This window comes from Gordonia sihwensis NBRC 108236, assembly GCF_000333035.1.
GTDB lineage: Bacteria > Actinomycetota > Actinomycetes > Mycobacteriales > Mycobacteriaceae > Gordonia > Gordonia sihwensis.
Genome location: NZ_BANU01000035.1, coordinates 35984 through 58663 on the forward strand (window position 1 = coordinate 35984; position 22680 = coordinate 58663).

At 69.7% G+C, this 22680-nt stretch carries 26 protein-coding genes; 3 read left to right on the plus strand and 23 right to left on the minus strand.

Annotated elements, in window-relative coordinates:
* Positions 1-11: 11 nt before the first annotated feature.
* The 5 genes from GSI01S_RS17115 to rpsB form a co-directional block, all read right to left on the minus strand.
* On the minus strand, positions 12-875 hold the full coding sequence (locus GSI01S_RS17115) for a phosphatidate cytidylyltransferase (RefSeq protein ID WP_006897890.1): 864 nt from the start codon (positions 873-875) through the stop codon (positions 12-14).
* Positions 872-1429, minus strand: a complete 558-nt coding sequence (gene frr / locus GSI01S_RS17120; RefSeq protein ID WP_006897891.1) for a ribosome recycling factor — start codon at positions 1427-1429, stop codon at positions 872-874. The genes GSI01S_RS17115 and frr overlap by 4 nt, the downstream gene beginning before the upstream one ends.
* Before the next feature lie 53 nt (positions 1430-1482).
* On the minus strand, positions 1483-2235 hold the full coding sequence (gene pyrH, locus GSI01S_RS17125; protein ID WP_006897892.1) for a UMP kinase: 753 nt from the start codon (positions 2233-2235) through the stop codon (positions 1483-1485).
* Positions 2236-2367: 132 nt separating this feature from the next.
* The gene (gene tsf, locus GSI01S_RS17130) at positions 2368-3192 is read right to left on the minus strand and encodes a translation elongation factor Ts (protein WP_006897893.1); all 825 of its coding nucleotides are present in this window, start codon (positions 3190-3192) and stop codon (positions 2368-2370) included.
* A 125-nt stretch (positions 3193-3317) separates the two neighbouring features.
* Positions 3318-4148, minus strand: a complete 831-nt coding sequence (gene rpsB, locus GSI01S_RS17135; protein WP_006897894.1) for a 30S ribosomal protein S2 — start codon at positions 4146-4148, stop codon at positions 3318-3320.
* A gap of 277 nt (positions 4149-4425) precedes the next feature.
* On the opposite strand from rpsB, the gene GSI01S_RS17140 reads away from it, so the two are divergent.
* A complete protein-coding gene (locus tag GSI01S_RS17140; protein ID WP_006897895.1) occupies positions 4426-4941 on the plus strand; it encodes a M23 family metallopeptidase in 516 nt (171 codons plus the stop codon).
* Positions 4942-4973: 32 nt separating this feature from the next.
* Here the strand turns inward: GSI01S_RS17140 and GSI01S_RS17145 are convergent, their stop codons facing one another.
* Positions 4974-5888, minus strand: coding sequence for a tyrosine recombinase XerC (locus GSI01S_RS17145; protein ID WP_006897896.1), 915 nt, complete (start codon positions 5886-5888; stop codon positions 4974-4976).
* Positions 5889-5949: 61 nt separating this feature from the next.
* Positions 5950-7152, minus strand: coding sequence for an MFS transporter (locus GSI01S_RS17150; protein ID WP_006897897.1), 1203 nt, complete (start codon positions 7150-7152; stop codon positions 5950-5952).
* Positions 7153-7385: 233 nt separating this feature from the next.
* Here GSI01S_RS17150 and GSI01S_RS17155 point away from each other — a divergent pair, with 233 nt between their 5' ends.
* On the plus strand, positions 7386-8843 hold the full coding sequence (locus GSI01S_RS17155) for an MFS transporter (protein ID WP_006897898.1): 1458 nt from the start codon (positions 7386-7388) through the stop codon (positions 8841-8843).
* Between the two features lie 12 nt (positions 8844-8855).
* Here the strand turns inward: GSI01S_RS17155 and GSI01S_RS17160 are convergent, their stop codons facing one another.
* The 13 genes from GSI01S_RS17160 to rpsP all read right to left on the minus strand — a co-directional run bounded on the left by GSI01S_RS17160 (position 8856) and on the right by rpsP (position 18718).
* Positions 8856-9713, minus strand: coding sequence for a siderophore-interacting protein (locus GSI01S_RS17160; protein WP_006897899.1), 858 nt, complete (start codon positions 9711-9713; stop codon positions 8856-8858).
* Between the two features lie 97 nt (positions 9714-9810).
* Entirely contained in the window at positions 9811-10941 is a 1131-nt protein-coding gene (gene dprA / locus GSI01S_RS17165; protein WP_006897900.1) for a DNA-processing protein DprA, read from the minus strand.
* Entirely contained in the window at positions 10938-12455 is a 1518-nt protein-coding gene (locus GSI01S_RS17170; protein ID WP_039868021.1) for a YifB family Mg chelatase-like AAA ATPase, read from the minus strand. Before GSI01S_RS17170 ends, dprA begins: the two co-directional genes overlap by 4 nt.
* Positions 12456-12461: 6 nt before the next feature.
* Positions 12462-12878 (minus strand): YraN family protein, encoded by a 417-nt coding sequence (locus GSI01S_RS17175; RefSeq protein ID WP_006897902.1) that lies wholly within the window; start codon positions 12876-12878, stop codon positions 12462-12464.
* Between the two features lie 112 nt (positions 12879-12990).
* The gene (locus GSI01S_RS17180; RefSeq protein WP_006897903.1) at positions 12991-13302 is read right to left on the minus strand and encodes a DUF2469 domain-containing protein; all 312 of its coding nucleotides are present in this window, start codon (positions 13300-13302) and stop codon (positions 12991-12993) included.
* Complete coding sequence (locus GSI01S_RS17185) at positions 13302-13961, minus strand: ribonuclease HII (protein WP_006897904.1); 660 nt, start codon at positions 13959-13961, stop codon at positions 13302-13304. Before GSI01S_RS17185 ends, GSI01S_RS17180 begins: the two co-directional genes overlap by 1 nt.
* The gene (lepB, locus tag GSI01S_RS17190) at positions 13961-14827 is read right to left on the minus strand and encodes a signal peptidase I (RefSeq protein WP_006897905.1); all 867 of its coding nucleotides are present in this window, start codon (positions 14825-14827) and stop codon (positions 13961-13963) included. Before lepB ends, GSI01S_RS17185 begins: the two co-directional genes overlap by 1 nt.
* 134 nt (positions 14828-14961) lie before the next feature.
* Positions 14962-15303, minus strand: coding sequence for a 50S ribosomal protein L19 (rplS, locus tag GSI01S_RS17195; RefSeq protein WP_006897906.1), 342 nt, complete (start codon positions 15301-15303; stop codon positions 14962-14964).
* A gap of 178 nt (positions 15304-15481) precedes the next feature.
* Positions 15482-16711 (minus strand): hypothetical protein, encoded by a 1230-nt coding sequence (locus GSI01S_RS17200; protein ID WP_039868023.1) that lies wholly within the window; start codon positions 16709-16711, stop codon positions 15482-15484.
* A 71-nt stretch (positions 16712-16782) separates the two neighbouring features.
* Positions 16783-17463 (minus strand): tRNA (guanosine(37)-N1)-methyltransferase TrmD, encoded by a 681-nt coding sequence (gene trmD, locus GSI01S_RS17205; protein ID WP_006897908.1) that lies wholly within the window; start codon positions 17461-17463, stop codon positions 16783-16785.
* Between the two features lies 1 nt (position 17464).
* Positions 17465-17992 (minus strand): ribosome maturation factor RimM, encoded by a 528-nt coding sequence (gene rimM, locus GSI01S_RS17210; protein ID WP_006897909.1) that lies wholly within the window; start codon positions 17990-17992, stop codon positions 17465-17467.
* Between the two features lie 22 nt (positions 17993-18014).
* Positions 18015-18257 (minus strand): RNA-binding protein, encoded by a 243-nt coding sequence (locus GSI01S_RS17215; protein ID WP_006897911.1) that lies wholly within the window; start codon positions 18255-18257, stop codon positions 18015-18017.
* Positions 18254-18718 (minus strand): 30S ribosomal protein S16, encoded by a 465-nt coding sequence (rpsP, locus tag GSI01S_RS17220; RefSeq protein ID WP_006897912.1) that lies wholly within the window; start codon positions 18716-18718, stop codon positions 18254-18256. Before rpsP ends, GSI01S_RS17215 begins: the two co-directional genes overlap by 4 nt.
* Positions 18719-18999: 281 nt before the next feature.
* Here rpsP and GSI01S_RS17225 point away from each other — a divergent pair, with 281 nt between their 5' ends.
* Positions 19000-19656, plus strand: coding sequence for a hypothetical protein (locus tag GSI01S_RS17225; RefSeq protein WP_006897913.1), 657 nt, complete (start codon positions 19000-19002; stop codon positions 19654-19656).
* A 22-nt stretch (positions 19657-19678) separates the two neighbouring features.
* Here the strand turns inward: GSI01S_RS17225 and GSI01S_RS17230 are convergent, their stop codons facing one another.
* The 3 genes from GSI01S_RS17230 to GSI01S_RS17240 form a co-directional block, all read right to left on the minus strand.
* Positions 19679-20752 (minus strand): amidohydrolase family protein, encoded by a 1074-nt coding sequence (locus GSI01S_RS17230; protein ID WP_006897914.1) that lies wholly within the window; start codon positions 20750-20752, stop codon positions 19679-19681.
* 70 nt (positions 20753-20822) lie between these two features.
* Positions 20823-22400 (minus strand): signal recognition particle protein, encoded by a 1578-nt coding sequence (gene ffh / locus GSI01S_RS17235; protein ID WP_006897915.1) that lies wholly within the window; start codon positions 22398-22400, stop codon positions 20823-20825.
* A 66-nt stretch (positions 22401-22466) separates the two neighbouring features.
* A partial coding sequence (locus tag GSI01S_RS17240) for a hypothetical protein (RefSeq protein WP_006897916.1) occupies positions 22467-22680 on the minus strand: 214 nt, incomplete at its 5' end.

Genomic DNA, 22680 nt, shown 5'->3' on the forward strand with positions numbered 1-22680 from the left:
CGCCCCGCTCCTCACAGCAGCCAGGCCAGCACTGCCCAGGTGATGAACGCCGAGGGCAGCAGCGAGTCCAGACGGTCCATGATGCCGCCGTGACCGGGCAGCAGCGTGCCCATGTCTTTGATGCCGAGGTCGCGCTTGATCTGGGACTCGACGAGGTCGCCGGTGGTGGCGACCACCACCAGCAGCGGACCGAGCACGAAACCGATCCACCAGTGCGAGGTGTCGAGGATCCACACGACGCAGGCGAGTGCGCCGAGGGTGCCGACGACAACCGATCCGGCCAGTCCCTCCCACGACTTCTTGGGACTGATCGCGGGCGCCATCGGATGCTTGCCGAACAGCACGCCCGCCACATAGCCGCCGACGTCGGAGCAGACCACCACGATCATCAGGGTGAAGACGCGGAGCGCACCGTCCTCCTGGCGTACCAGGTAGGTGCCGAAGGTCGCGAGCATCGGCAGCCACGCCAGCACCAGGATCGCGACCGACAGATCGCGCATGTAGTTCACCGGAGCGTTCGACAGACCCTGTGCGAACAGCTTCCAGACCATCATCACCAGGATCGTCGCCGCCATCGCGACGAAGGTCCCGGCCAGTCCGAACGGCCACGACAGCCAGATCATCGCCTGTCCACCGGCCAGCAGCGGGATCACCGGGACCGCGAAACCGCCGTCCCGCAGCCGCTTGACGACCTCCCAGGTCGCGATCGCCAGTGCGACAGCGACGACGCCGTACCAGCCGTCCGGGGCCAGCAGCAGCACGGCGATGAGCAGACCGCCCAGGATGCAGCCGACGCCGATGGCTGCCGGGAGGTTCCGGCCGGCCCGGGAACTCCCCCCGGAGGGTTTCTCAGCCTGCTCCGGTGTACTCGTCATACCTCGAGCAGCTCAGCTTCTTTGTTCTTCACGAGCTCGTCGACCGCATCGGTGTAGGTGTGCGTGGTCTTGTCGAGTTCCTTCTCGGCGCGCGTCACCTCGTCCTCGCCCGCGTCGCCGTCCTTCTGGATCCGCTTGAGCTCGTCGACGGCCTTGCGTCGCACGTTGCGGATCGCGACCTTGGCGTCCTCGCCCTTGCCGCGCGCCTGCTTGCCGAGCTGCTTGCGGCGCTCCTCGGTGAGCTGCGGGATCGCGACGCGGATCACCGTGCCGTCGTTGGTCGGGTTGACGCCCAGGTCGGAGTTCCGGATGGCGGTCTCGATGTCGTTCATCGTCGACTGCTCGTACGGCTTGATGACGACGAGCCGCGGCTCCGGGGTGTTGATGCCCGCCACCTGGGTGATCGGAGTGGGAGCGCCGTAATAGTCGATGACGACTTTGTTGAACATCGCCGGGTTGGCACGCCCGGTGCGGATGGAGGCCATGTCGTCGCGCAGGTGGGCGACGGCCTTCTCCATCTTCTCCTCGGCGTCGAGCAGCGCTTCGTCGATCATGATGAGTCTCGTTCCTTCTTTTCGTCGCGGTGGAAGTCTGGGATCGGCAGTGGTCAGGAGGCCTGCGGGGTGCGCACCAGCGTGCCGATCGGTTCACCCGCGACCGCGCGGGCGATGTTGCCGCGCTCGAGGAGATTGAACACCAGGATCGGCATGTTGTTGTCCATGCACAGGCTGAACGCGGTCGCGTCGGCGACCTTGAGCTGCTTCTCGATCGCCTCGCGGTGGCTGATCTCGCGATACAGTTCCGCGTCCGGGTTGCTGCGCGGGTCGTCGGAGTACACGCCGTCGACGGCCTTGGCCATCAGCACCGCCTCGGCCTTGATCTCGAGCGCGCGCTGCGCAGCGGTGGTGTCGGTGGAGAAGTAGGGCATGCCCATACCCGCACCGAAGATCACCACGCGGCCCTTCTCGAGGTGACGTACGGCGCGCAGCGGCAGGTACGGCTCGGCGACCTGACCCATGGTGATGGCGGTCTGCACGCGGGTGGTGATCCCCCGCTTCTCCAAGAAGTCCTGCAACGCAAGGCAGTTCATGACGGTGCCGAGCATCCCCATGTAGTCCGAGCGCGAACGGTCCAGACCGCGCTGCTGCAGTTCGGCGCCGCGGAAGAAGTTACCGCCGCCGATCACGATGCCGATCTGGACGCCCGAGGAGACCACCTCGGCGATCTGGTCGGCCACGGTGCCCACGACGTCCGGGTCGAGCCCCACGGAACCGCCACCGAACATCTCACCGCCGAGCTTCAGAAGCACCCGGGAGAAACCTGCTCTGCCCTCTTCGGCGGTCGACTGCGATTCGCTCATCTCTTCCTTCGCTCGAGTGTCGGCACAAACTCTCTCCATCTTAGGGCGTCGATCGTCCCGCATACGCACTCCGGCCCCGGAGTCGCCCTCGCGGGTCGATTCCGGGGCCGGAGACGCATGCGGCCTAGCGGACTAGGACTGGCCGACCTCGAAGCGGGTGAACGCGACGACGGTGGCGCCGGCCTCGTCCAGGATCGCCTTCACGGTCTTCTTCGAGTCGGTGACCGACGGCTGGTCGACCAGGACGACGTCCTTGTAGAAGCCGTTGACGCGGCCCTCGACGATCTTCGGGAGCGCCTGCTCGGGCTTGCCCTCGGCCTTGGCGGTCTCCTCGGCGATACGACGCTCGTTCTCGACGACGTCCGCGGGGACCTCCTCGCGGCTGGCGTACTTGGCGCGCAGCGCGGCGACCTGCATGGCGGCGCCGCGAGCGGCCTCCGCGGCGGTGTCGCCCTCGCCGGTGTAGGAGACCAGGACGCCGACGGCGGGCGGCAGGTCCGAGGCACGCTTGTGCAGGTAGACGGCCACCGGGCCGTCGTACGACGCGACGCGGCGCAGGACCAGCTTCTCGCCGATCTTGGCCGAGAGCGCCTCGACGGCGTCGGCGACGGTGCCGTCGCCGAGCTTCGCGGCGAGCAGAGCGTCGACGTCGTTGCTGCGCAGCTCGATGGCCGCACCCAGGATGTCGTCGGCGAGCTTCTGGAACTCGTCGTTCTTGGCGACGAAGTCGGTCTCGCTGTTGAGCTCGATCATGACGCCGTCACGGGCGGCGACCAGACCCTCGGCGGTGGAGCGCTCGGCACGCTTGCCGACGTCCTTGGCGCCCTTGATGCGCAGCTCTTCGACCGCCTTGTCGAAGTCGCCGTCGTTGTTCGCGAGGGCGTTCTTGCAGTCGAGCATGCCCGAACCGGTCATTTCGCGCAGACGCTTGACGTCCGCCGCGGTGTAGTTCGCCATAGGTGGCGACCCTCCTTTGTCGATTTGTGATCGAGAGACAAGATTCTCCGGCGGGGTGATCACCCCGCCGGAGAAGGGGCCCGGCTCATCGTGCTCGGGGCCCGTTTCCTGCTTCTCGGCAGTTCTTATTCTGCGGCCGGAGCCTCGGTGGCGCCATCGGTGGCCGGTGCGGCCGCCGGAGCGGTCGCCTCAGCCAGGAGTTCCTGCTCCCACTCCGCCAGCGGCTCGCCCTCGCCGGCCTCCGGCTTGGCGTCGCCCGCGGTCTGGCCGGCACGCGCCTGAACGCCCTCGGCGACGGCCGAGGCGATCACGCGGGTCAGCAGAGCGGCGCTGCGGATCGCATCGTCGTTCGCCGGGATCGGGTAGTCGACGACGTCCGGATCGCAGTTGGTGTCCAGGATCGCGATGACCGGGATGTTCAGCTTGCGAGCCTCACCGACGGCGATGTGCTCCTTGTTGGTGTCGACGATCCACACGGCCGAGGGAACCTTGGCCATGTCGCGGATACCGCCGAGCGTGCGCTCCAGCTTGTTCTTCTCACGCGTGAGCATGAGGATTTCCTTCTTGGTGCGACCCTCGAAGCCACCGGTCTGCTCCATGGTCTCCAGCTCCTTCATCCGCTGGAGACGCTTGTGCACGGTGTTGAAGTTGGTGAGCATGCCACCGAGCCAACGCTGGTTCACGTACGGCATGCCGACGCGGGTGGCCTCGGCGGCGATCGACTCCTGAGCCTGCTTCTTGGTGCCGACGAACAGGATGGTGCCGCCGTGGGCGACGGTCTCCTTGACGAACTCGTAGGCGCGGTCGATGTACGACAGCGTCTGCTGCAGGTCGATGATGTAGATGCCGTTGCGGTCGGTGAAGATGAAACGCTTCATCTTCGGGTTCCAACGGCGGGTCTGATGCCCGAAGTGTGCGCCGCTGTCAAGCAGCTGCTTCATGGTCACGACAGCCATGAATATGTCCTCTCTCGCAGTTGTCACCGGCGCTCGGGTCGAGCTCCGGTCCTGGCGCCCGCCATCGGCGAACACACCCGGAGGTATCCGGGACCGCGTGTTCCGATGTAGCTTCTCGCGGGCGCGCGAAGTCACCCAAGACATGCCTGGGTGCGTCGCCAGACTACTCCGATGCGCGATCACCAGCCAAATCAGCGTCTCGGGCGACGACGGCCGCGCGACACGCCGATGGAGCCGAACCTCCGCGCCGTGCGTCTAAGTCCTATGAGGAGGTCCTATGAGGAGTCTCGACACCCGGCGTCGCGCCACCGCCATCGCGCTGGTGTGCGCGAGCGCGCTGCCTGCCGGCCCCGGCGCGGCGTCCGCGCAGCGTGCGTATCACTGGCCGCTGGCCCCGCGCCCGCCCGTGGTCCGCGGATTCGATCCGCCGGCTGAGCGCTGGCTCGCCGGGCACCGCGGCGTCGACCTGGGAGCACCCGCCGAGTCCGCGGTGGTCGCGGCCCGCGCCGGAACGGTCACCTTCGCCGGACCCGTCGCCGGCCGTTCCACCGTCACGGTGCTGCACCCCGACGGGATCAGCACCACGTATGAGCCGGTGGTGCCCCGCGTGCGTCGCGGCGAGCACATCCGAACCGGTCAGCTGGTCGGTGTGCTGCAAACCGGTCACGAGGGGTGCTCCGCGACGGCCTGCCTTCATTGGGGCGCTCGTCGCGGCAGCGGGCGGAGCGTCCGCTACCTCAACCCGCTGAGCCTGCTCGGGTTGTCGACCGTGCGGCTCAAACCACCCCGCTGACGCTGCCGGGTCGGTGATGCAGCCGGTCTCATTCACGACCGCGGGTGCGCCTGTTTGTGGACCGCGCGCAGTCGTTCCACGCTGACGTGCGTGTACAGCTGCGTGGTCGACAACGACGAGTGCCCCAGCAGTTCCTGCACCACCCGCAGATCGGCGCCTCCCTCCAGCAAGTGGGTGGCCGCACTGTGACGCAGTGCGTGCGGGCCCACCGACCGTCCCGCAGCCTCGGTGGCCCGATGCACCACCGTGCGCGCCATCCGCTGATCGAGCCGTCCTCCCCTGACGCCGACGAACAGGGCCTCCCCCGAGGCGGCGGTCGCGAGCGCCGGGCGCCCACGGCGGCGCCAGGCGTCCAGCGCCGATGCGGCAGGCGCACCGTACGGCACCACCCGCTGCTTGTCGCCCTTGCCGATCACCCGGATCGCGCGGCGATCGTCGTCGACATCGCCGACGTCGAGCCCGCACAGTTCTCCGACACGGATGCCGCAGCCGTAGAGCAGTTCGAGAACCGCACGGTCGCGCAGCGATACCGGGTCGTCGGACGAGGGTCCGTCCGGCGCGGCGGAGTCGACCCGTCGCACCGTCGCCTCGATCGCGTCCGCGGCTTCCTCGGGAGCAAGCACCGCCGGCAGCACCCGGCGCGCCTTGGGCGCCTGGAGGCGCACCGCGGGGTCGACGGACATCTCGCCTTCGCGCGTGGCCCATTCGCAGAACGTCTTGACCGACGACACCCGGCGCGCGACGGTGGTCCGCGCGGCGCCGCGGCGCGAGATCTCCGCCAGCCAGGCGCGGAGCAGGTCGAGATCGACGTCGGTGAGCCGAACTCCGCGCGCACCGGCGAACGCCGTGAGGCCGCGGATGTCGGCGAGATAGGCACGAACGGTGTGCTCACTGCGCCCGGACTCGTATCGCAGGTGCGCTGCGAAGCGATCGAGGAGGTCGGCCATGACTCGATCCTAAAGTCTCACCACATGCACCACATAGACCTCAGCAGCATCAGCGGGCGGATCACGGCAGCGGGGTCGCCCGTGCGGCGGAGCCCCGCGCGGCGATGTCCGCGACTCCCACCGCCGCGGCCAGGAGCGCGACGAGTCCCGCGAACACCAGGCCCGATTCCCGCAGTCCGATGGCGAGCGACAGTGCGCCGACACCGATGGCCGGCACGGCGAGCATGAGGTACAGGCCCGCGAAGAAGGCCGAGGACACCGCACCGCGCTGGGCGGGATCGACGCGCTCCACGGTCGCCGCGAGCCCGGCGTTGACGCACAGACCGGCGGATACGCCGAGGACGATCGGCGCGATCAGCAGCGCGGCGAGCGATTCGGCGGAGAGCGCCACCGCGAGAACGGCGGCCGCGACCACCAGTCCGCCGCATCCGGCCTGCATGGCTGCGCGCGACGAGATCCGGCGCGCGACGAACTGACCGACGACCATGAACGCGAATGCGAGGAAGACCACCAGCCCCGCCACAGTGTGCGAACCGATGCCGAGGTAGCGCACCAGGAACAGGGCCGACACCGCGGTGAGGACACCGCACACGGCGAACCCCGCGCCCGCGGCGAGGACGCCCCGGACGAACGCTCCGCGGATCGGTGCGGGAACGGTCAGTCGCGGCGCCTGCAGTCGCAGCGGCGCGGGGTCGGCCGGGGCCGGCGTGAACGCACGGAGTGTGACGAACGCCAGTACCGACAGCCCCAGGTGCACCGCGTACGGCAGCGTCAGCGGAGCCGACGAGAGATCGGCGACGACCCCGGCGAAGAGGGTGCCGACACCGAGGCCGCCGGTGTTGACGGCGATCGCGAGCATTCCTGCGCGCGCCTTGTCTGCGGGACCGAACAGATCGATCACCGCGGCCGTGCCGGTGCCGCTCATCAGTCCGGCACTCAGTCCCGACACGATCCGGGCCGCGATCAGCAGCGGAAGCGACAGCGGCAGCAAGAACATGACCGCACTGATCACGGCGAGGACCAGGGCGGTCAGCAGGATCGGGCGGCGGCCGATCTGATCGGACAGCCGTCCGAAGACGATGAGCGCGAACATCACGCCGAAGGCGTAGACGGCGAACAGGATCGTCACCGTGAACTCGGTGAAGTCGAGCCGCTGCGAATAGAGCGAGTACAGCGGGGTGGGAAGGGTGGTCCCCATCATCGTGACCAGGAAGGCGAAGGCCGTCGCCAGGACGGCTCCCCGCCGCGCGGGCGCGGAAATCATGAACACTCCACCATTCGCTGAGAACATGCGTTGACTATTCAGAACATGCGTTGACTGGGCGACCGTCGACGAGACAAAGCGGTTCGTAAAGGAAGCTAGCAGCGGATGCCGGTGTGGTATCCCCCACTCGTGCGAAAAGTACTTAACCTCGGTTACCTATTTCGCGCTAAGTTTCCTGATGCCTCGCGTTCCCCGGCCTGGCGTCATCCTTCTTTCGAAAGCTCCACCGCCCCGTGACATCCCCCAGTACCTCCGCCGACCACCACGACACGGCCGAACACCCGCGCCTGGCCGTCGCAATCCTCTGCGCCGCCGGAATCGTGGTGGCGCTGATGCAGACGATCATCGTGCCGCTGATCCCCGACCTGCCGGCCATCCTCGGCACCTCACCGACCAATGCGTCCTGGGCGCTGACGATCACGCTGCTCGTCGGTGCGGTGGTGACGCCCATCTCGGGCCGCCTCGGCGACATGATCGGCAAGCGGCTGGTCCTCATCGCCAGTCTCGGCGCGGTAGCGGCGGGATCGGTCGTCTGCGCGCTCTCGTCGGGGCTGGCACTGTTCCTCATCGGACGCGGAGTTCAGGGTCTGGGCATCGGCACCATCGCGGTCGGCATCAGCCTGATGCGCGACATCGTGCCCCCGGCGCGCCTCGGCTCGTCCATCGGCGCGATGTCGGCCTCGCTCGGCGTCGGCGGATCACTCGGCCTCCCGTTCGCCGCGGTGATCGCCCAGCAGGTGAGCTGGCACGCACTGTTCTGGGTGAGCGCGGCGGTCGGCGTGATCGCCGCGTCGGCCGTCGCGGCGGCCGTCCCGCGCAGTTCGATCGCCACGGGCGGGCGCTTCGACCTGGTGGGCGCGATCGGGCTCACCGTCCTGCTGAGCTGCATTCTGCTCGCTCTCTCCAAGGGCGACGCCTGGGGCTGGTCGAGCCCGGCCGTGCTCGGCCTGTTCGCCGCGTTCGTCGTCTCCTCGGCGCTGTGGTGGCGATGGGAGAAGCGCGTGGACAATCCGCTGATCGACCTCGCCACCAGCATTCGACGTCCCATCCTGCTGACCAACATCGCCTCCGTCGCCACCGGTTTCGCGTTCTACGCCATGCAGATCATGCCGATCCAGGTGCTCGAGGCCCCGACCTCCACCCAGACCGGCGTCGGACTGACCATCGTGGAGGCCAGCCTCGTGCTGATGCCCTCCGGGCTGGTGATGTTCGCGTTCTCCTACGTCAGCGCGTGGATGACGCGGCGCTTCGGCGCACGGGTCTCACTGGCCTCCGGCGGCGTGGTGATCGGCGTCGGTTACCTGGGCTTCCTGCTGATGATCGCGGGACCCTGGCATCCGACGTGGGGATTCATGGTCATCGTGAACTGCTTCGTCGGTGCCGGCCTGGGCGTCGCGTATTCGGCGATGCCCGCCCTCATCATGGACTGGGTCCCGGTGACGCAGACCGGGGAGGCCAACGGCGTCAACGCACTGATGCGATCGGTCGGCACGTCCACTGCGACGGCCGTGATCGGCATGATCCTGGCCGCGTCCGTCGAGACCGTCTCGACGACCGGCGGGGCCGTCGCCGTACCCTCCACGGACGCCTATGTGTGGGCGTCGATCGTCGCGCTCGTCACGTGTGCCCTGGCGACTGTCGCCGCGCTGGGCGTGCCCGCGAGCCGGCTCCGCGACGAACGCGTCGTCTGAGCCGCCCGCCCGTCACACGTGCGATTCGGCCTTGCGCAGTTCGGCCTTCCACTGGCGGAAGCCCTCTTCGGTGCGGCCTCGGCGCCAGTAGCCGGAGATCGACGCCGCGCGCTTGGCGCTCACGCCACGTTCCTTCCGCACGTAGCCGCGCAGATTCTTCATCACCGCCTGTGCCTCGCCGTGGATGAACACCTGCGGTTCACCGTCGAGCCACTGCGCGGCGCGCACCGCGGCGATGACCGGCGCGTTGTCGCCCGACCGGTCGTCGGGGGCCTCGTTGGACGGCGCCCCGCGATGCACCCAGGTGATCTCGGCACCGGCGGGAGCGGTCAGCTCCACCTCGTCCTCGGGGCCGGCGACCTCGATGAACACCTTGGCCACCGCGTCCTGCGGCATCGCTTCGAGCGCCGCGGCCAGCGCGGGCAGGCCGGCTTCGTCCGACACCAGCAGGTGCCAGGGCGCGTCGGCTATGGGCCGGTAGCCGCTGCCCGGTCCCAGGAGGGTCACCGATTCGCCCGGCCGCACGCCTGCGGCCCACGGTCCGGCGACGCCCTCGTCACCGTGGACCACGAAGTCGATCGCCAATTCCGCGGCGTCCGGCCGGTAGTGACGGACCGTGTACGTGCGCAGGATCGGCTGCTGTTCGGCGGGATACGTGTCCCGGATCGCGTCCATGTCGACCGGCCGCGGGTAATCGACGCCCTCGGGTGCGAAGACGATCTTCACGTACATGTCGGTGTCGTGGTGACCGTCCTGTCCGCCCGCGGGGCGGAAGGCGGCGAACTCGTCACCGCCCAGCCACACGCGCACCATGTGCGGGGTCAGCCGCTCTGTCCGCAGGACCGTCAACGTGGTCACCGGCTTCGCCATCTGGTCTCCTCTTTCGGCACAACAAGATTAGGGCATCCTAAGATGCTCGCTCCATCGTAGGCGTCCCCCGACGTTCCCACCACCGGCGGTGTCCCACTCATCGAGCTCCTAACCGCCACGTGCCGTCGGAGCCGGCGACATGACCGGACAGATCGAGCGCCGCGAGGGCCCGAAGGACGTCGTCGATCGGCAGCCCCGCGGCGAACGCGATCTCGTCAACGGTCAGACCGCCGCGCGCGGGCAGCGCCTCCACCACGCGCAGCTGATCCGGACGCAGATCGTCGGTGCGGCGGCGCGGTGCCGCCTCCCGCGTGTCGCATCCGTCCGGGCTCGCGAGCGAGATCGCGGCGCCCGAATCGGCGACCAGCACGGCGTCGCCGTCGGCGATCATGGCGTTGGCACCCACCGAGGTGGCGCTGGTGACCGACCCGGGCACCGCCCCGAGCGGCCGGCCCAGCCGTTTGGCCCACGCCGCGGTGTTGGCCGCGCCCGACCGCCGTCCGGCCTCCACCACGATCACCGCGGACGAGAACGCCGCGACCAGACGATTCCGGGTGAGGAATCGATGTTTGGCCGCGGATGTGCCCGGCGGATACTCGCTGACGACGAGCCCGGTCTCGGCGATCCGGTGCAGCAACTGCGCGTGCCCGGACGGATACGTGCGGTCGATGCCGCACGCGAGGACGGCCACGGTGGTGCCTCCCGCACCGAGCGCTCCGCGATGCGCTGCCCCGTCGATCCCGTACGCCCCACCCGACACCACCGACCAGCCCTCGTCCGCCAGCGCGGCCGCCATCGCTCCGGCGACGTGATCGCCGTACGACGATGAGGCGCGCGAACCGACCAGCGCCATCGACCTGCCCACCGCGTCACCGCACGAGGCCGGCCCCCGCACCCAGAGTGCGAGCGGAGCTCCGCCCCGCGCGGCACTGTCCGCCTGATCGAGCGCCAGCAGCTGCCATCCGGGCCAGTCCGGATCGTCTCTGGTGAGCAGGCGCGCACCGATGCGCTCACACCTGGCCAGGTCCTCCGCCGCGGTGTCGGTCGCGGCGCGCGCCTGGGTGGGTGCCAGAACGCCGCGGTGCGCGGCGGGAACCTTCCGCGAACGAACCGCCGCGGCGGCGCCCAGCGGGCCGAGTTCGGCCACCAACGCGATCAGTGCCGCACACGGCGGCTCGGCCACCGCCGCGAGGTATGCCCACGCGCGGGCCGCCTGGTCGTCGGTCACGGTCGCCCTCCCCGGTCGCGGTACAGCAGCGCCGACACGATGTCGTCCTCCCCCGGCGCGTCGCCGCCCCGCAGATCGGTCAACGTCCAGGCCAGACGCAGCGCCCGATCGGCTCCGCGCGCCGTGATCCGTCCGGTGCGCAACGCCGCCTCCAGCGGCCGGCGCACCTGCGGCCCCGGCCGGAATCGGTGCCGCAGCGCGCTGCCCGGCACCTCCGCGTTGGTGCGCCAGCCGAATTCGGACCACCTCTCCCGCGCCGCCTCGCGCGCCCGCAGCACCCGCTCGGCGATCGCCGCGCTCGGCTCACCGCGTTCGGTCAGCAGTGTGACGTCGCCGGGCGGGTCCATGGCCACGCGGATGTCGATCCGGTCCATCAGCGGGCCCGACAGCCGGCCCAGGTAGCGGCGGCGCTGGATGGACGTGCAGATGCAGTCGACGTCCTTCGCGGGCGCGCACGGACACGGGTTGGCCGCGAGGATCAACTGGAAGCGCGCCGGATAGCGGGCGGTCCCGTCGCGACGCGAGATCCGGACCTCCCCCTCCTCCAGCGGCTGCCTCAGCGAATCGAGGACTTTCGGTCCCATCTCCGCGCATTCGTCGAGGAAGAGGATTCCGCGGTGCGCCCGCGACACCGATCCCGGCCGCGCGATCCCGGTCCCGCCGCCCAGCAGCGCGGTGATGCTCGTGCTGTGGTGCGGTGCCACGAACGGCGGCAGGGTGATCAACGGCCGATGCTCGGGCAGCGTTCCCGCGATCGAATGGATCGCGGTCACCTCGAGCGACTCCTCCTCGGTGAGGCTCGGCAGAATACCCGGCAACCGGCACGCCAGCATCGTCTTGCCGATGCCGGGCGGACCGGTCATCAGCAGGTGATGCGATCCGGCCGCGGCGATCTCGAGCGCGCGCCGTGCCGTCGCCTGGCCGGCCACGTCGGCCATGTCGGGGATCGCCGGCGGCGCCGGCTCCGCGGTCTCGCCGTCGACGGTGTCGAGCGCGCGATCTCCGCTCAACCACGACAGCACGTCCGACAGCGACCGCGCCCCGCCGATGTCGAGCCCCGACACCAGAGCCGCCTCGGCGACGTTCTCGGCCGGCACCACCGCCCGCTCGAACCCGGCCTCCCGCGCTGCCAGCAGCAGTGGCAGCACCCCGCGCACCGGACGCACCCGGCCGTCGAGCGCCAGTTCGCCGAGCATCACCGTCCCCGGCAGCCTCGTGGTGGGCACCTTCTGCGCCGCGATCAGCACACTGACCGCCATCGGCAGATCGAAGCCCGGCCCGCTCTTGGGCAGTCGGGCCGGTGCCAGCGCGATCGTGACCTTGGTGGTCGGGAACTGTATCGCGCTGTTCGCGATCGCGGCCCGCACGCGCTCCTTCGCCTCACGCAGCGAGGTGTCCACACTCCCGCTGATGGTCAGCCCGGGCAGCCCCGCGCTGATGTTGGCCTGAATCTCGATCACATCAGCGGCGAAGGCGTTGAGCCCCACCGAATGTACTCTCCCCAGTCCGGACATCGGGCGCTACTCGCACACACCGACGTGGTGCCACCACATCGCGCGCTCGAGGTCCTCCGGATCGGTCATGTCCAACTGCACCGAGACCACGTCGAAACGGACGACCTCCCAGAACGCGTCCTGCTGAGCCAGCCACTGCTGTGCCAGCCGCCGCATTCGGCGCAGCTTGTCGGGGGTCACCGCACCGAGCGGATCGGTGAACGTCCGGCTGGCCCGCGTCTTCACTTCCACGATCACCAGAGTCCGACCGTCGGCGGCGACGATGTCGAGCTCGCCGTACCTCGTCCGCCAGTTCCGGTCGAGGATCCGCCAGCCGAGATCCGCCACGCGCGCCGCGGCCAGATCCTCGCCGACCCGCCCGATCAGACCGCGGCGGTCCACGCCCCGCTTCTCCCGCTTTCGCTGCTCCTGTTGTTCCCCCATGCGGGACAGGATGCGCCAATGCGGCGACCCGTGACAGGTCCCGATCGCCCGTTCCTCGGCGAGTGTGCATACCGCGGATGTTCTGCACAGTCCGCGACCACCCGCCCGGGGCTCAGGGCTCGTCGGGCAGCCGCAGTTCCGGCTTCTCCAGTTCCTCGATGTTGACGTCCTTGAACGTCACCACGCGAACCTGCTTGACGAAGCGAGCGGGCCGGTACATGTCCCACACCCACGCATCGGTCATGTGAATCTCGAAATAGACTTCGCCGTCCGCATTGCGCGGAACCAGATTCACACCGTTCGCGAGGTAGAAGCGGCGCTCGGTCTCCACGACGTAGGTGAACTGACCGACGATGTCCTTGTACTCCTTGTACAGGGACAGCTCCATCTCGGCTTCGTACTTCTCGAGATCCTCAGCGCTCATCAGGCCAGCCTATCGCGGACGTTCCGGTACGACATACGGTGCTCCGCCGAGGGACCGCGCGCGTCCAGACACTCCATGTGCAGCGCCGTGCTGTAGCCCTTGTGCACCGCGAACTGATAGCCCGGCACCTCGTCGTCGAGTGCCACCATCATCCGGTCGCGGGTCACTTTCGCGAGGATCGAGGCGGCGGCGATGCACGCCGCGTTCGCGTCGCCCCCGATCACCGGGAGCGACGGCGCGGGCAGCCCCGGCACGTGGAATCCGTCGGACAGGACGTACCCGGGCCGCACCGACAGTCCGGCCACCGCGCGCCGCTTGCCTTCGATGTTGGCGACGTGGACCCCGAGGCGGTCCACCTCGGCCGCCGGGATCGCCACCACCTTCCAGCTGACCGCATGCCGCACGACCGCCGAGTAGAGCTTCTCGCGCACCGGCTCCGAGAGCTTCTTCGAGTCGTCCAGCGCAGCGAGAGACTTCAGTTGCGAAGTGCTCAGCACGCATGCCGCCACCACGAGCGGGCCGGCGCACGCACCCCGGCCCGCCTCGTCGACGCCGGCCACCGGGCCGAGCCCCTGGCGGGCCAGGGTGAACTCCAGTGTCCGCAATCCCGCTGCCTTCCGAACCGGCGACCGCGGGGGCCATCGAGTCGATCCGGGCATCAGCTCTGCGGGTCGACCGAGCCCACGCCCCCGATCCGGGAGAACGGGTAGATGATGAACCGGACCTTGCCGCGGACGTCGGAGACCGGCACCGTGCCGTGGAACTCGTCGTCGATGTGGGCCCGTGAGTCGGCGGAGTTGCTGCGGTTGTCGCCCATCACCCAGAGATTGCCCTCGGGCACCTTGATCGGGCCGAAGTCGCTGCCGTAGCACGAGCCCTGACCGAGCACCCCGCCCGACTGCTGGTAGGTCTGCGCCTGCAACTGCTTGTCGATGTACGGCTCGTGGAGGGGCTTGCCGTCCACCGTGACACCCTTGCCGTCGGCCTCGCGGCACTGGACGGTCTGCCCGCCGACCGCGATCACCCGCTTGACGAGGTTGTTCTCGTCCGGCGGCGCGAGAGCGAACAGCGACAGCACGTCCTGGATCTTGTGCACCACCGGGTTCGACGAGCGAGGCGACGACCACCCTTCGTCCCACGAACTGGTCGGGGCCTTGAAGACCACCACGTCACCTGGCTTCGGGTCACTGAACCGGTACACCATCTTGTCGACCACGATGTGGTCGTTGGTGCACCCGTAGCAGCCGTGCAGGGTCGGTTCCATGGACTCCGACGGCACCACGTACTGCCGGAAGAAGAACTGGGTGAACACGAACATGAGCACCAGCACGATGCCGACGATGATCAGCAGTTCGCGGAGCCAGCGGCTCTTGCCCTTCTGCTCGTCCTCGGGGGCGTCGTCCCGGAAGGTGAATCCGGAATCGGACTCGGCGCCCCCACTGCTGCCGCGCTCGTCGTTAGCCTGCGACGGGTCGTCCCCGCGGGTGTTGTCGTCCACGTAGAACAGGGTACTGATGTCCGTCACCGCTCCCGACCACCCGGTTCACTTTCGACGCGCCGCCGGGCCGACACGAACAGACCCCGCCCCGCGGGCCGAAGTGGTCGGCGCCGTGCGGGACGGGGTCTGGATGTTCGTTTCTCGCCGGGGCGAGCAGAAGCTCAGCGCTTCTCCTTGATCTTCGCAGCCTTGCCGCGCAGATCGCGCAGGTAGTACAGCTTCGCGCGACGGACGTCACCGCGGGTCAGGACGTCGATCTTGGCGATGTTCGGGCTGTGCACGGGGAAGGTGCGCTCCACACCGACACCGAACGAGACCTTGCGGACCGTGAAGGTCTCGCGGATGCCGCCGCCCTGGCGGCGGATCACGACGCCCTTGAAGACCTGCACGCGCTCCTTCGATCCCTCGATGACCTTGACGTGCACGTCGAGGGTGTCGCCGGGGCCGAACTCGGGGATGTCGTCGCGAAGGGACTGCTTGTCGATGAGGTCCAGGGTGTTCATTTCTCGTCCAATCTGGGCGGGGACAGAGGAACCTGGCGGCCCCGACGCGAATTCGGCGGGGTTCGACCGGTTCATGCCCGTGGCATGGGGTCCGTGCGCTGCAGCGGTCGACGCGAGGTCTCCGGCAGGCAACCTGAAACATTGTGCCACCTCCACCCGGCATGAGGGAAATCCGCGATCACAGCGTCAGGTCGAGTTCCTGGTCGTCATCGTCGCGGGGCGGTTGCACGTCGGTGCCGGGCCCGGCCTCGGGAACGCCTTCCTCGAGATCGCCGATGACCGCCGGCGCGACGAGCGGCTGCGGGCCCAGCACGAGGATCCCCTCCGTCGCCGAGCGCAGATAGTCGGCGGGCCTGTGGCCGTCCTCGTCCTCGGAGCGTCGCGCCGACGGTGCGGCTCCGTACGGCCCGCCGCCCGGCCGGGAGGCGGAGGCATTGCCTGCCGTCGCCGGGCGCCCTGCCGGCACCGACGCCGCTCGCGACGCGGACGAGGTCGTCTCAGACACGACCGACCTCGGCGCGGCCGGCACCGACGGGGCGGCCCGCACCGGCGGCGGGACGGTGGCGAGGACGCCAGGCGCGGCTGAGAGCTCCGCCGACCGAGCCGAAGACGTGTGACGAGACGGGCCAGGGCGGGCGGTGCTGCCCGGCGGGCCGGTACCGCCGTCGTCCGCGGACGGGCCGGTCGGGCCTCTCGCAGCGGCCGGAGCCGCTCCCGGTGAGGGTCCGGGACCCGCCGACGACTGCTTCGGGCCCGCATCCGCGGCGACACCGGGTCGCGGAGGGCCGGCCGCGGGCGCGGCGCCGGCGCCCTGATCGGGTGCGGCGGCGACCGGACCGTCCCCGACCGGCGGTCCGTCGCCGGACGGGACGTCCACGGCCATCGGTCCGGCCACTGCCGGAACTGCCGCTCGGTCGGCCGTGTCGGCGGCCGCGGGCGCTCCGTGCGAGGCAGGCGACGCGTCCGGACCGCCGGAGAGGAGGCCGCGGGCCGAGGAGTCCATCGGAGCGTTGTACACCCCGGCCAGTTCGGTACCGACGCCGAGCAGCGCCGACAGCACTGCGGGCTGGGTGGTGCCGACGACGCTCAGTGCGACGACCCTGGGCCGATACGCCACCGCTCCGGCCAGCACGCCCGAGGCGGAGGCCAGCGAGCTACGGCCGCTCGCGAGACGATCCGAGGTGGAAGTGATCCGCTCCGCGAGATCGACACCGGCCCTCGCCCCGCCGTCCGCGGCCGCACCGACGAGCGAACCGGTGCCGAACACGGCGGCCATCCGCTCCCCGATCGCCCGCGCGGCGTCGACGATGCGGGCGATCTCCGCGGCGTCGGCCGCGGCCGCGCCGGGATCCATCGAATCGAGCCGGGCGAGGAGTTCCTCGGCGGCCACCGTCCACGTGGTGCTCATACTCGTTGGACGCAGCGGCGGCCGCACCGGTTCCGCGACACGCCGCAGCACACGGCGTCCGCCCGCCCGGATCAGTCCTGCAGCAGGTCCGGGCGCCGCTCACGCGTGCGTTCGCGCGACTGCTCGTGCCGCCACTGCGCGACTCGGCCGTGGTCTCCGGACAGGAGCACCGCGGGCACCTCCAGTCCGCGCCACACTCTGGGACGGGTGTAACTCGGACCTTCGAGCAACCCGTCGGAGAACGAATCCTCCTGGTGCGACTGCGGATTGCCGAGCACACCCGGCATCAGACGGGTGGTGGCCTCGACCATGGCGAGGACGGCCACCTCGCCGCCGATCAGCACGAAGTCGCCGAGCGAGACCTCCTCCACACGCACCCGGCGGGCGGCGTCGTCGAAGACCCGCTGATCGATCCCCTCGTAACGGCCGCACGCGAAGACCAGATGCCGCTCGGAACTCCAGCGCTGGGCCGTGGCCTGTGTGAAGGGCACGCCCGCCGGCGTCGGCACCACCAGCAGCGCGTCGTCCGGGCAGACGGCGTCGAGCGCCTCGCCCCACACCTGTGGCTTCATCACCATCCCTGGACCGCCGCCGTAGGGCGCGTCGTCGACGCTGTGGTGGACGTCGTACGTCCACTGCCGCAGATCGTGGACGCCGACCTCGATCAGTCCGGCGTCGATCGCCTTTCCGAGGAGTGCCGCCCGCATCGGTTCGAGGTACTCCGGGAAGATCGTCACGACATCAATGCGCATGTCAGTCCTCGACGGGGTCGATCAGGCCGTCGGGCGGATCGATCTCGATGCCCTCGCGGGTCACGGTGGGGACGATCTCGCGCACGAACGGCACTAGCACCTCGCGACCGTCACCGGTGGTCACCGACAGCAGTTCGCCACCGGGCAGGTGCAGCACCTCTCTGACCGTGCCGACGCTCTCACCGCCGACCGTCGCGACGGGCAGTCCCTCGAGCTCGTGGTCGTAGAACTCGTCCGGGTCGTCGCCGGAGTCGACGTCGGCGGCGTCGATGACGAACAGGGTGCCGCGCAGCCGGTCCGCCTCGTCGCGACCGCCTACGCCGGCAAGCGACAGCAACAGCCGCCCGGCATGCATCCGGGCGGCTGTCACTTCGTACTCGGTCTCCCCGCCGCCGGCAGTCCGCGGGGCACGGCCGCGCAGGCGCGTGCCGACCGCGAAACGTCCGGCGGGATCGTCCGTGCGGATGTCGACGACGACTTCACCGCGGACTCCGTGCGTCTTGACGACACGACCGATCACCAGATCCATCAGATCCGAGTCCTGCTTTCGATCAGCGATCGGTGTCGACGATGTCCACGCGCACACCGCGGCCGCCGATGCCGGAGACCAGGGTGCGCAGCGCGGTGGCGGTGCGGCCGTTGCGGCCGATCACCTTGCCGAGATCGTCGGGGTTGACATGAACCTCGACCATCCGGCCGCGACGGCCGGTGATGAGGTCGACCCGGACGTCGTCCGGGTTGGCGACGATGCCGCGAACGAGGTGTTCGACGGCGTCGGCGACGACGGCGCTCACGCGTCCGCCTTGGCGTCACCGGCCTCCTCGGCGGGAGCCTCGGCAGCGGCGTCGTCGGCCTTCTCGTCAGCCTTCTTCGCCTTCTTCTTGGCGGTGGTCGCGGCGGCGGCCGGCTCGTTCTCGGCAGCGGCGAGGGCGGCGTTGAACAGATCCTGCTTGGAGGTCTTCGGCTCGGCGACCTTCAGGGTGCCCTCGGCGCCCGGCAGGCCCTTGAACTTCTGCCAGTCACCGGTGATCTTCAGGATGGCGGCGACCGGCTCGGTCGGCTGCGCGCCGACGCCCAGCCAGTACTGAGCGCGCTCCGAGTCGACCTCGATCAGCGACGGCTCTTCCTTCGGGTGGTACTTGCCGATGGTCTCGATGACGCGGCCGTCGCGGCGAGTGCGGGCGTCGGCGACGACGATGCGGTACTGCGGGTTGCGGATCTTGCCGAGCCGGGTGAGCTTGATCTTGACAGCCATGTGGGCGTCTCCTTGTGTCACAGCGCAATTCAGCGGCCCGCCGATCGGCGACGAGCCCGGTTTTGCGTTCTCTATCGGGGTGACCGCCGGTCGGCCGTGGCCGGCTCCGGCGAACCAGCGACTCATTCTGCCAGAGGTACGAGCCGCCACCCAAACCGGAGCGCCGGCTCACTGGGTCCCGACCACCGGAAATCGGTCCCGGCGCGTGCAGCCGGTAGCGTGACATCGGACATCGGCGGCCGCACCGGCCGCCGCACGACGCCCCGGAGACCTGAGAATCCATGCTGCACGCCCTGTCGCTCGCATTCGTCGACTCGGTGAACGTGCTCCTGATCGGGGTTCTCGTCACGCTGGCGCTCATACTGGGCCCCGGCCAGTACCGGCGGATCGCGCCGCTGGTGCTGATCGGCGACTGGCTCGGGGTTCTCGTTCTGGCGATCGCCGTGATGCTGGTGTTCGACGGCCTCCAATCGGTGGTCGACGCCGTGATCTCCTCGCCGCTGTTCGGGATCCTGCTGATCCTGACCGGTCTGCTCACCGCATTCCTCACCTGGCGCGGCGGTGACTCGTCGGACCTCGTCGACAAGATCCTCACGCCGCTGCGGGCGCCGTCCCCTCTGACCCTGCTGGTCGGATTCGTGCTCGGCGTGGTCCAGTCGGCCACGTCCGTGCCGTTCTACGCGGGCCTGGCGGTCCTGTCGGCGACCGACATCCCGCTCACCGAGCGGTATCTCGGTGTGGTCCTGTACGCCACGGTGGCCCTGAGCCTGCCCCTGCTCGCCGGCCTGGCGCTGGTGGTGGTGCGTGCCCGCCCGCACTGGTGGATCGGTCGGGTGTTCGCCTACGGCCGGCGCAACCGCGAAGTGGTGATCCGCTATGCGGGCTGGTTCGTCACGGTGCTGCTGATCGTGATCGGCGTGCTGCAGATCCTCGGCTGACCGGCGCGGCTCACGCCGTGGGCTATGCGATCTTCTCGCCGCCGCAGACCACGTGGAGCGGTCGCCGCAACGTCGTCAGGTCGGCAGCCGGATCGGCGTCGAGGACCATGAAGTCGGCGCGTGCACCGTGCTCGAGCCCGGACGCTCCCAGCCACTCGCGCGGGGCGGTCGAGGCCGCGGCCAGCGCGTCGAGCGGGCTGAAACCGACACCGACGAGGGCCTCGATCTCGTCGACGATCCGGCCGTGCCCGATGAACCCGCCCGCATCGGTGCCCGCGTAGATCCGCACCCCCGCCTCGCGGGCCCGGGCGAAGACCTCGCCTCGACCGGCGTACAGCGCCCGCATGTTGGCCTGGTACCTCGGGAATCGGTCCGCACCGTCGGCGATCTCCGGGAAGTTCTCCAGCTGAATCAGGGTCGGCACCAACGCGATGTCCTTGCGCACCATCTCGTCGATCAGGTCCTCGCTCAGACCGGTGCCGTGCTCGATCGAGTCGAACCCCGCCCCGATGATGTCGTCGAGCCCGTCCGCTCCGAAGACGTGGGCGGTGATCCGGGCACCGTTCTCGTGCGCGGCGGCGACGGCCGCGTCGAGCTGATCGCGGGTCCACAGCGGAGCCAGATCGCCCACCTCGCGGTCGATCCAGTCGCCGACCAGCTTGACCCATCCGTCTCCGTCGCGGGCCTGACGTGCCACCTCGTCCGCCAGATCGTCCGGGTTCTCGAGTTCCACACCGTAGTCGCGCAGGTAGCGCTTGGGCCGGGCGATGTGCTTGCCCGACCGGATGAAACGGGGCCCGGTCGGGTCGGCGTCGAGCGGATGGGTGTCGAGCGGCGATCCCACCTCGCGGATCAGCAGCGCACCGGCCCGGGCGTCGGCCCTCGCGTACTCGCGCGCCCGGTCGATGGTGACCCCGAGCCCGGGTGCGATGCCGACGTGGTTGTGCGCGTCCACCAGACCCGGGACGATCCATCCGCCCCCGGCCTTCTCAGCGCCGGCGACCGGCTCGGTCGAGACGGCTCCGTCGACGACCCAGAGGGTCAGGGCCTCGCCGGTGAACGGATCGGTACCGGTGAATTCGAGCGCTTGAGTCATCACAGGGCCTTTCGCGGCCGAGCCGTTCGCGATTCGGCGACGGCCGGCGACCGCTGACTTCTCGGGAAACCTACTTCTTGGGGAACTTCAGGTCGTTGAGGTCGATGCCCTCCAGACCGGGCGGCAGTTCGTCGAGGCCGGGAGGCATGTTGCTCAGATCCAGACCGGGCGGCAGTCCCATGCCCGGCGGCATGCCGGGCATGCCCGGGAATCCGCCGCGCATCGCCTTGGGCGGCGTGGGTCCGCGACCCTTGCCCTTCCCCTTCTTGCCCTTCTTGCCCTTGCGCGCGTTCTTGCGGCCGCCGCCCATGCCCATCCGGCCCGACATCTGCGACATCATCTTGCGTGCGGCGAAGAACCGGTCGACGAGCTGGTTCACGTCGGTCACCGTGACGCCGGAGCCGTTCGCTATGCGGATCCGTCGGGAGGCGTTGATGATCTTCGGGTTGTCGCGCTCGGCGGGCGTCATGCCCCGGATGATCGCCTGGATCTTGTCGAGCTGCTTGTCGTCGACCTGCGAGAGCGCGTCCTTCATGTCGCCTGCGCCGGGAAGCATGCCCAACAGGTTCCCGATCGGTCCCATCTTGCGGATCATCAGCATCTGCTGCAGGAAGTCCTCCAGCGTCAGCTCGCCCTGGCTGATCTTGGCAGCGGTCTTCTCCGCCTCGGCCTGGTCGAAGTGCTGCTCGGCCTGCTCGATGAGCGAGAGGACGTCGCCCATCCCCAGGATGCGGCTGGCCATGCGGTCCGGATGGAAGACGTCGAAGTCGTCGAGTTTCTCACCGGTCGAGGCGAACATGATCGGCCGTCCGGTGATCTCGCGGACCGAGAGCGCGGCGCCGCCCCGGGCGTCGCCGTCGAGCTTGGTGAGGACCACGCCGGTGAAGTCGACGCCGTCGGCGAAGGCCTGGGCGGTGGTGACCGCGTCCTGGCCGATCATGGCGTCGAGGACGAACAGCACCTCGTCCGGGTCGGTCGCGTCCCGGATGTCGGAGGCCTGCCGCATCAGTTCCGCGTCGATGCCCAGACGGCCCGCGGTGTCGATGATGACCACATCGTGCTGCTTGTCGCGGGCCTCCTGCACGCCGGCCCGTGCGACGGCGACCGGATCGGCCGAGCCGTCGACGCCGAGTTCGCCCTCGCCGCCGACCGAGGTGCCCGGATGCGGCGCGAAGACCGGGACTCCGGCCCGCTCACCGACGATCTGGAGCTGCTGCACGGCGCCGGGGCGCTGTAGGTCACAGGCCACGAGCAGCGGCGTGTGACCCTGCTTGACCAGCCACGCCGACAGCTTGCCCGCGAGGGTCGTCTTACCGGCGCCCTGCAGACCGGCGAGCATGATGACCGTCGGCGGGTTCTTGGCGAGGCGGATGCGCCGCGTCTCGCCGCCCAGGATGCCGACCAGTTCCTCGTTGACGATCTTGACGATCTGCTGAGCCGGATTCAGGGCGCCGGAGACCTCGGCGCCCTTCGCACGTTCCTTGATGCGGCTGATGAAGGCGCGGACCACGGGCAGCGAGACGTCGGCCTCGAGCAGTGCGAGGCGGATCTCGCGCGCGGTCGCGTCGATGTCCGCGTCGGTCAGCCGTCCCTTGCCGCGCAGGTCCTTCAGAGCACCGGTCAACCGGTCAGAGAGGGATTCGAACATTCCTCCATCCTTCCACGTCCGGGCGCGGCGATGTCGCGCGGATCGTGATCGGCTCCGGGCCGGGCCTCACCGCGTGGGCGCGCAGACCGCCAGGACCGCCGCCGCCACCGCGTGGCGCGCCGCCGGTCCGTCGTCCGGGAGGCTGAGGCAGAAGGTGTCGACGGCCGTCGCACCCAGGGTGGAGACCTTCGCCCAGGCGACGTCGGCACGCGCCTTCTCCAGCTCGGCGGCGACGCGCGCGAGAAGGCCTTCGTCGTCGGCCGCGCGCAGTTCCAGCAGC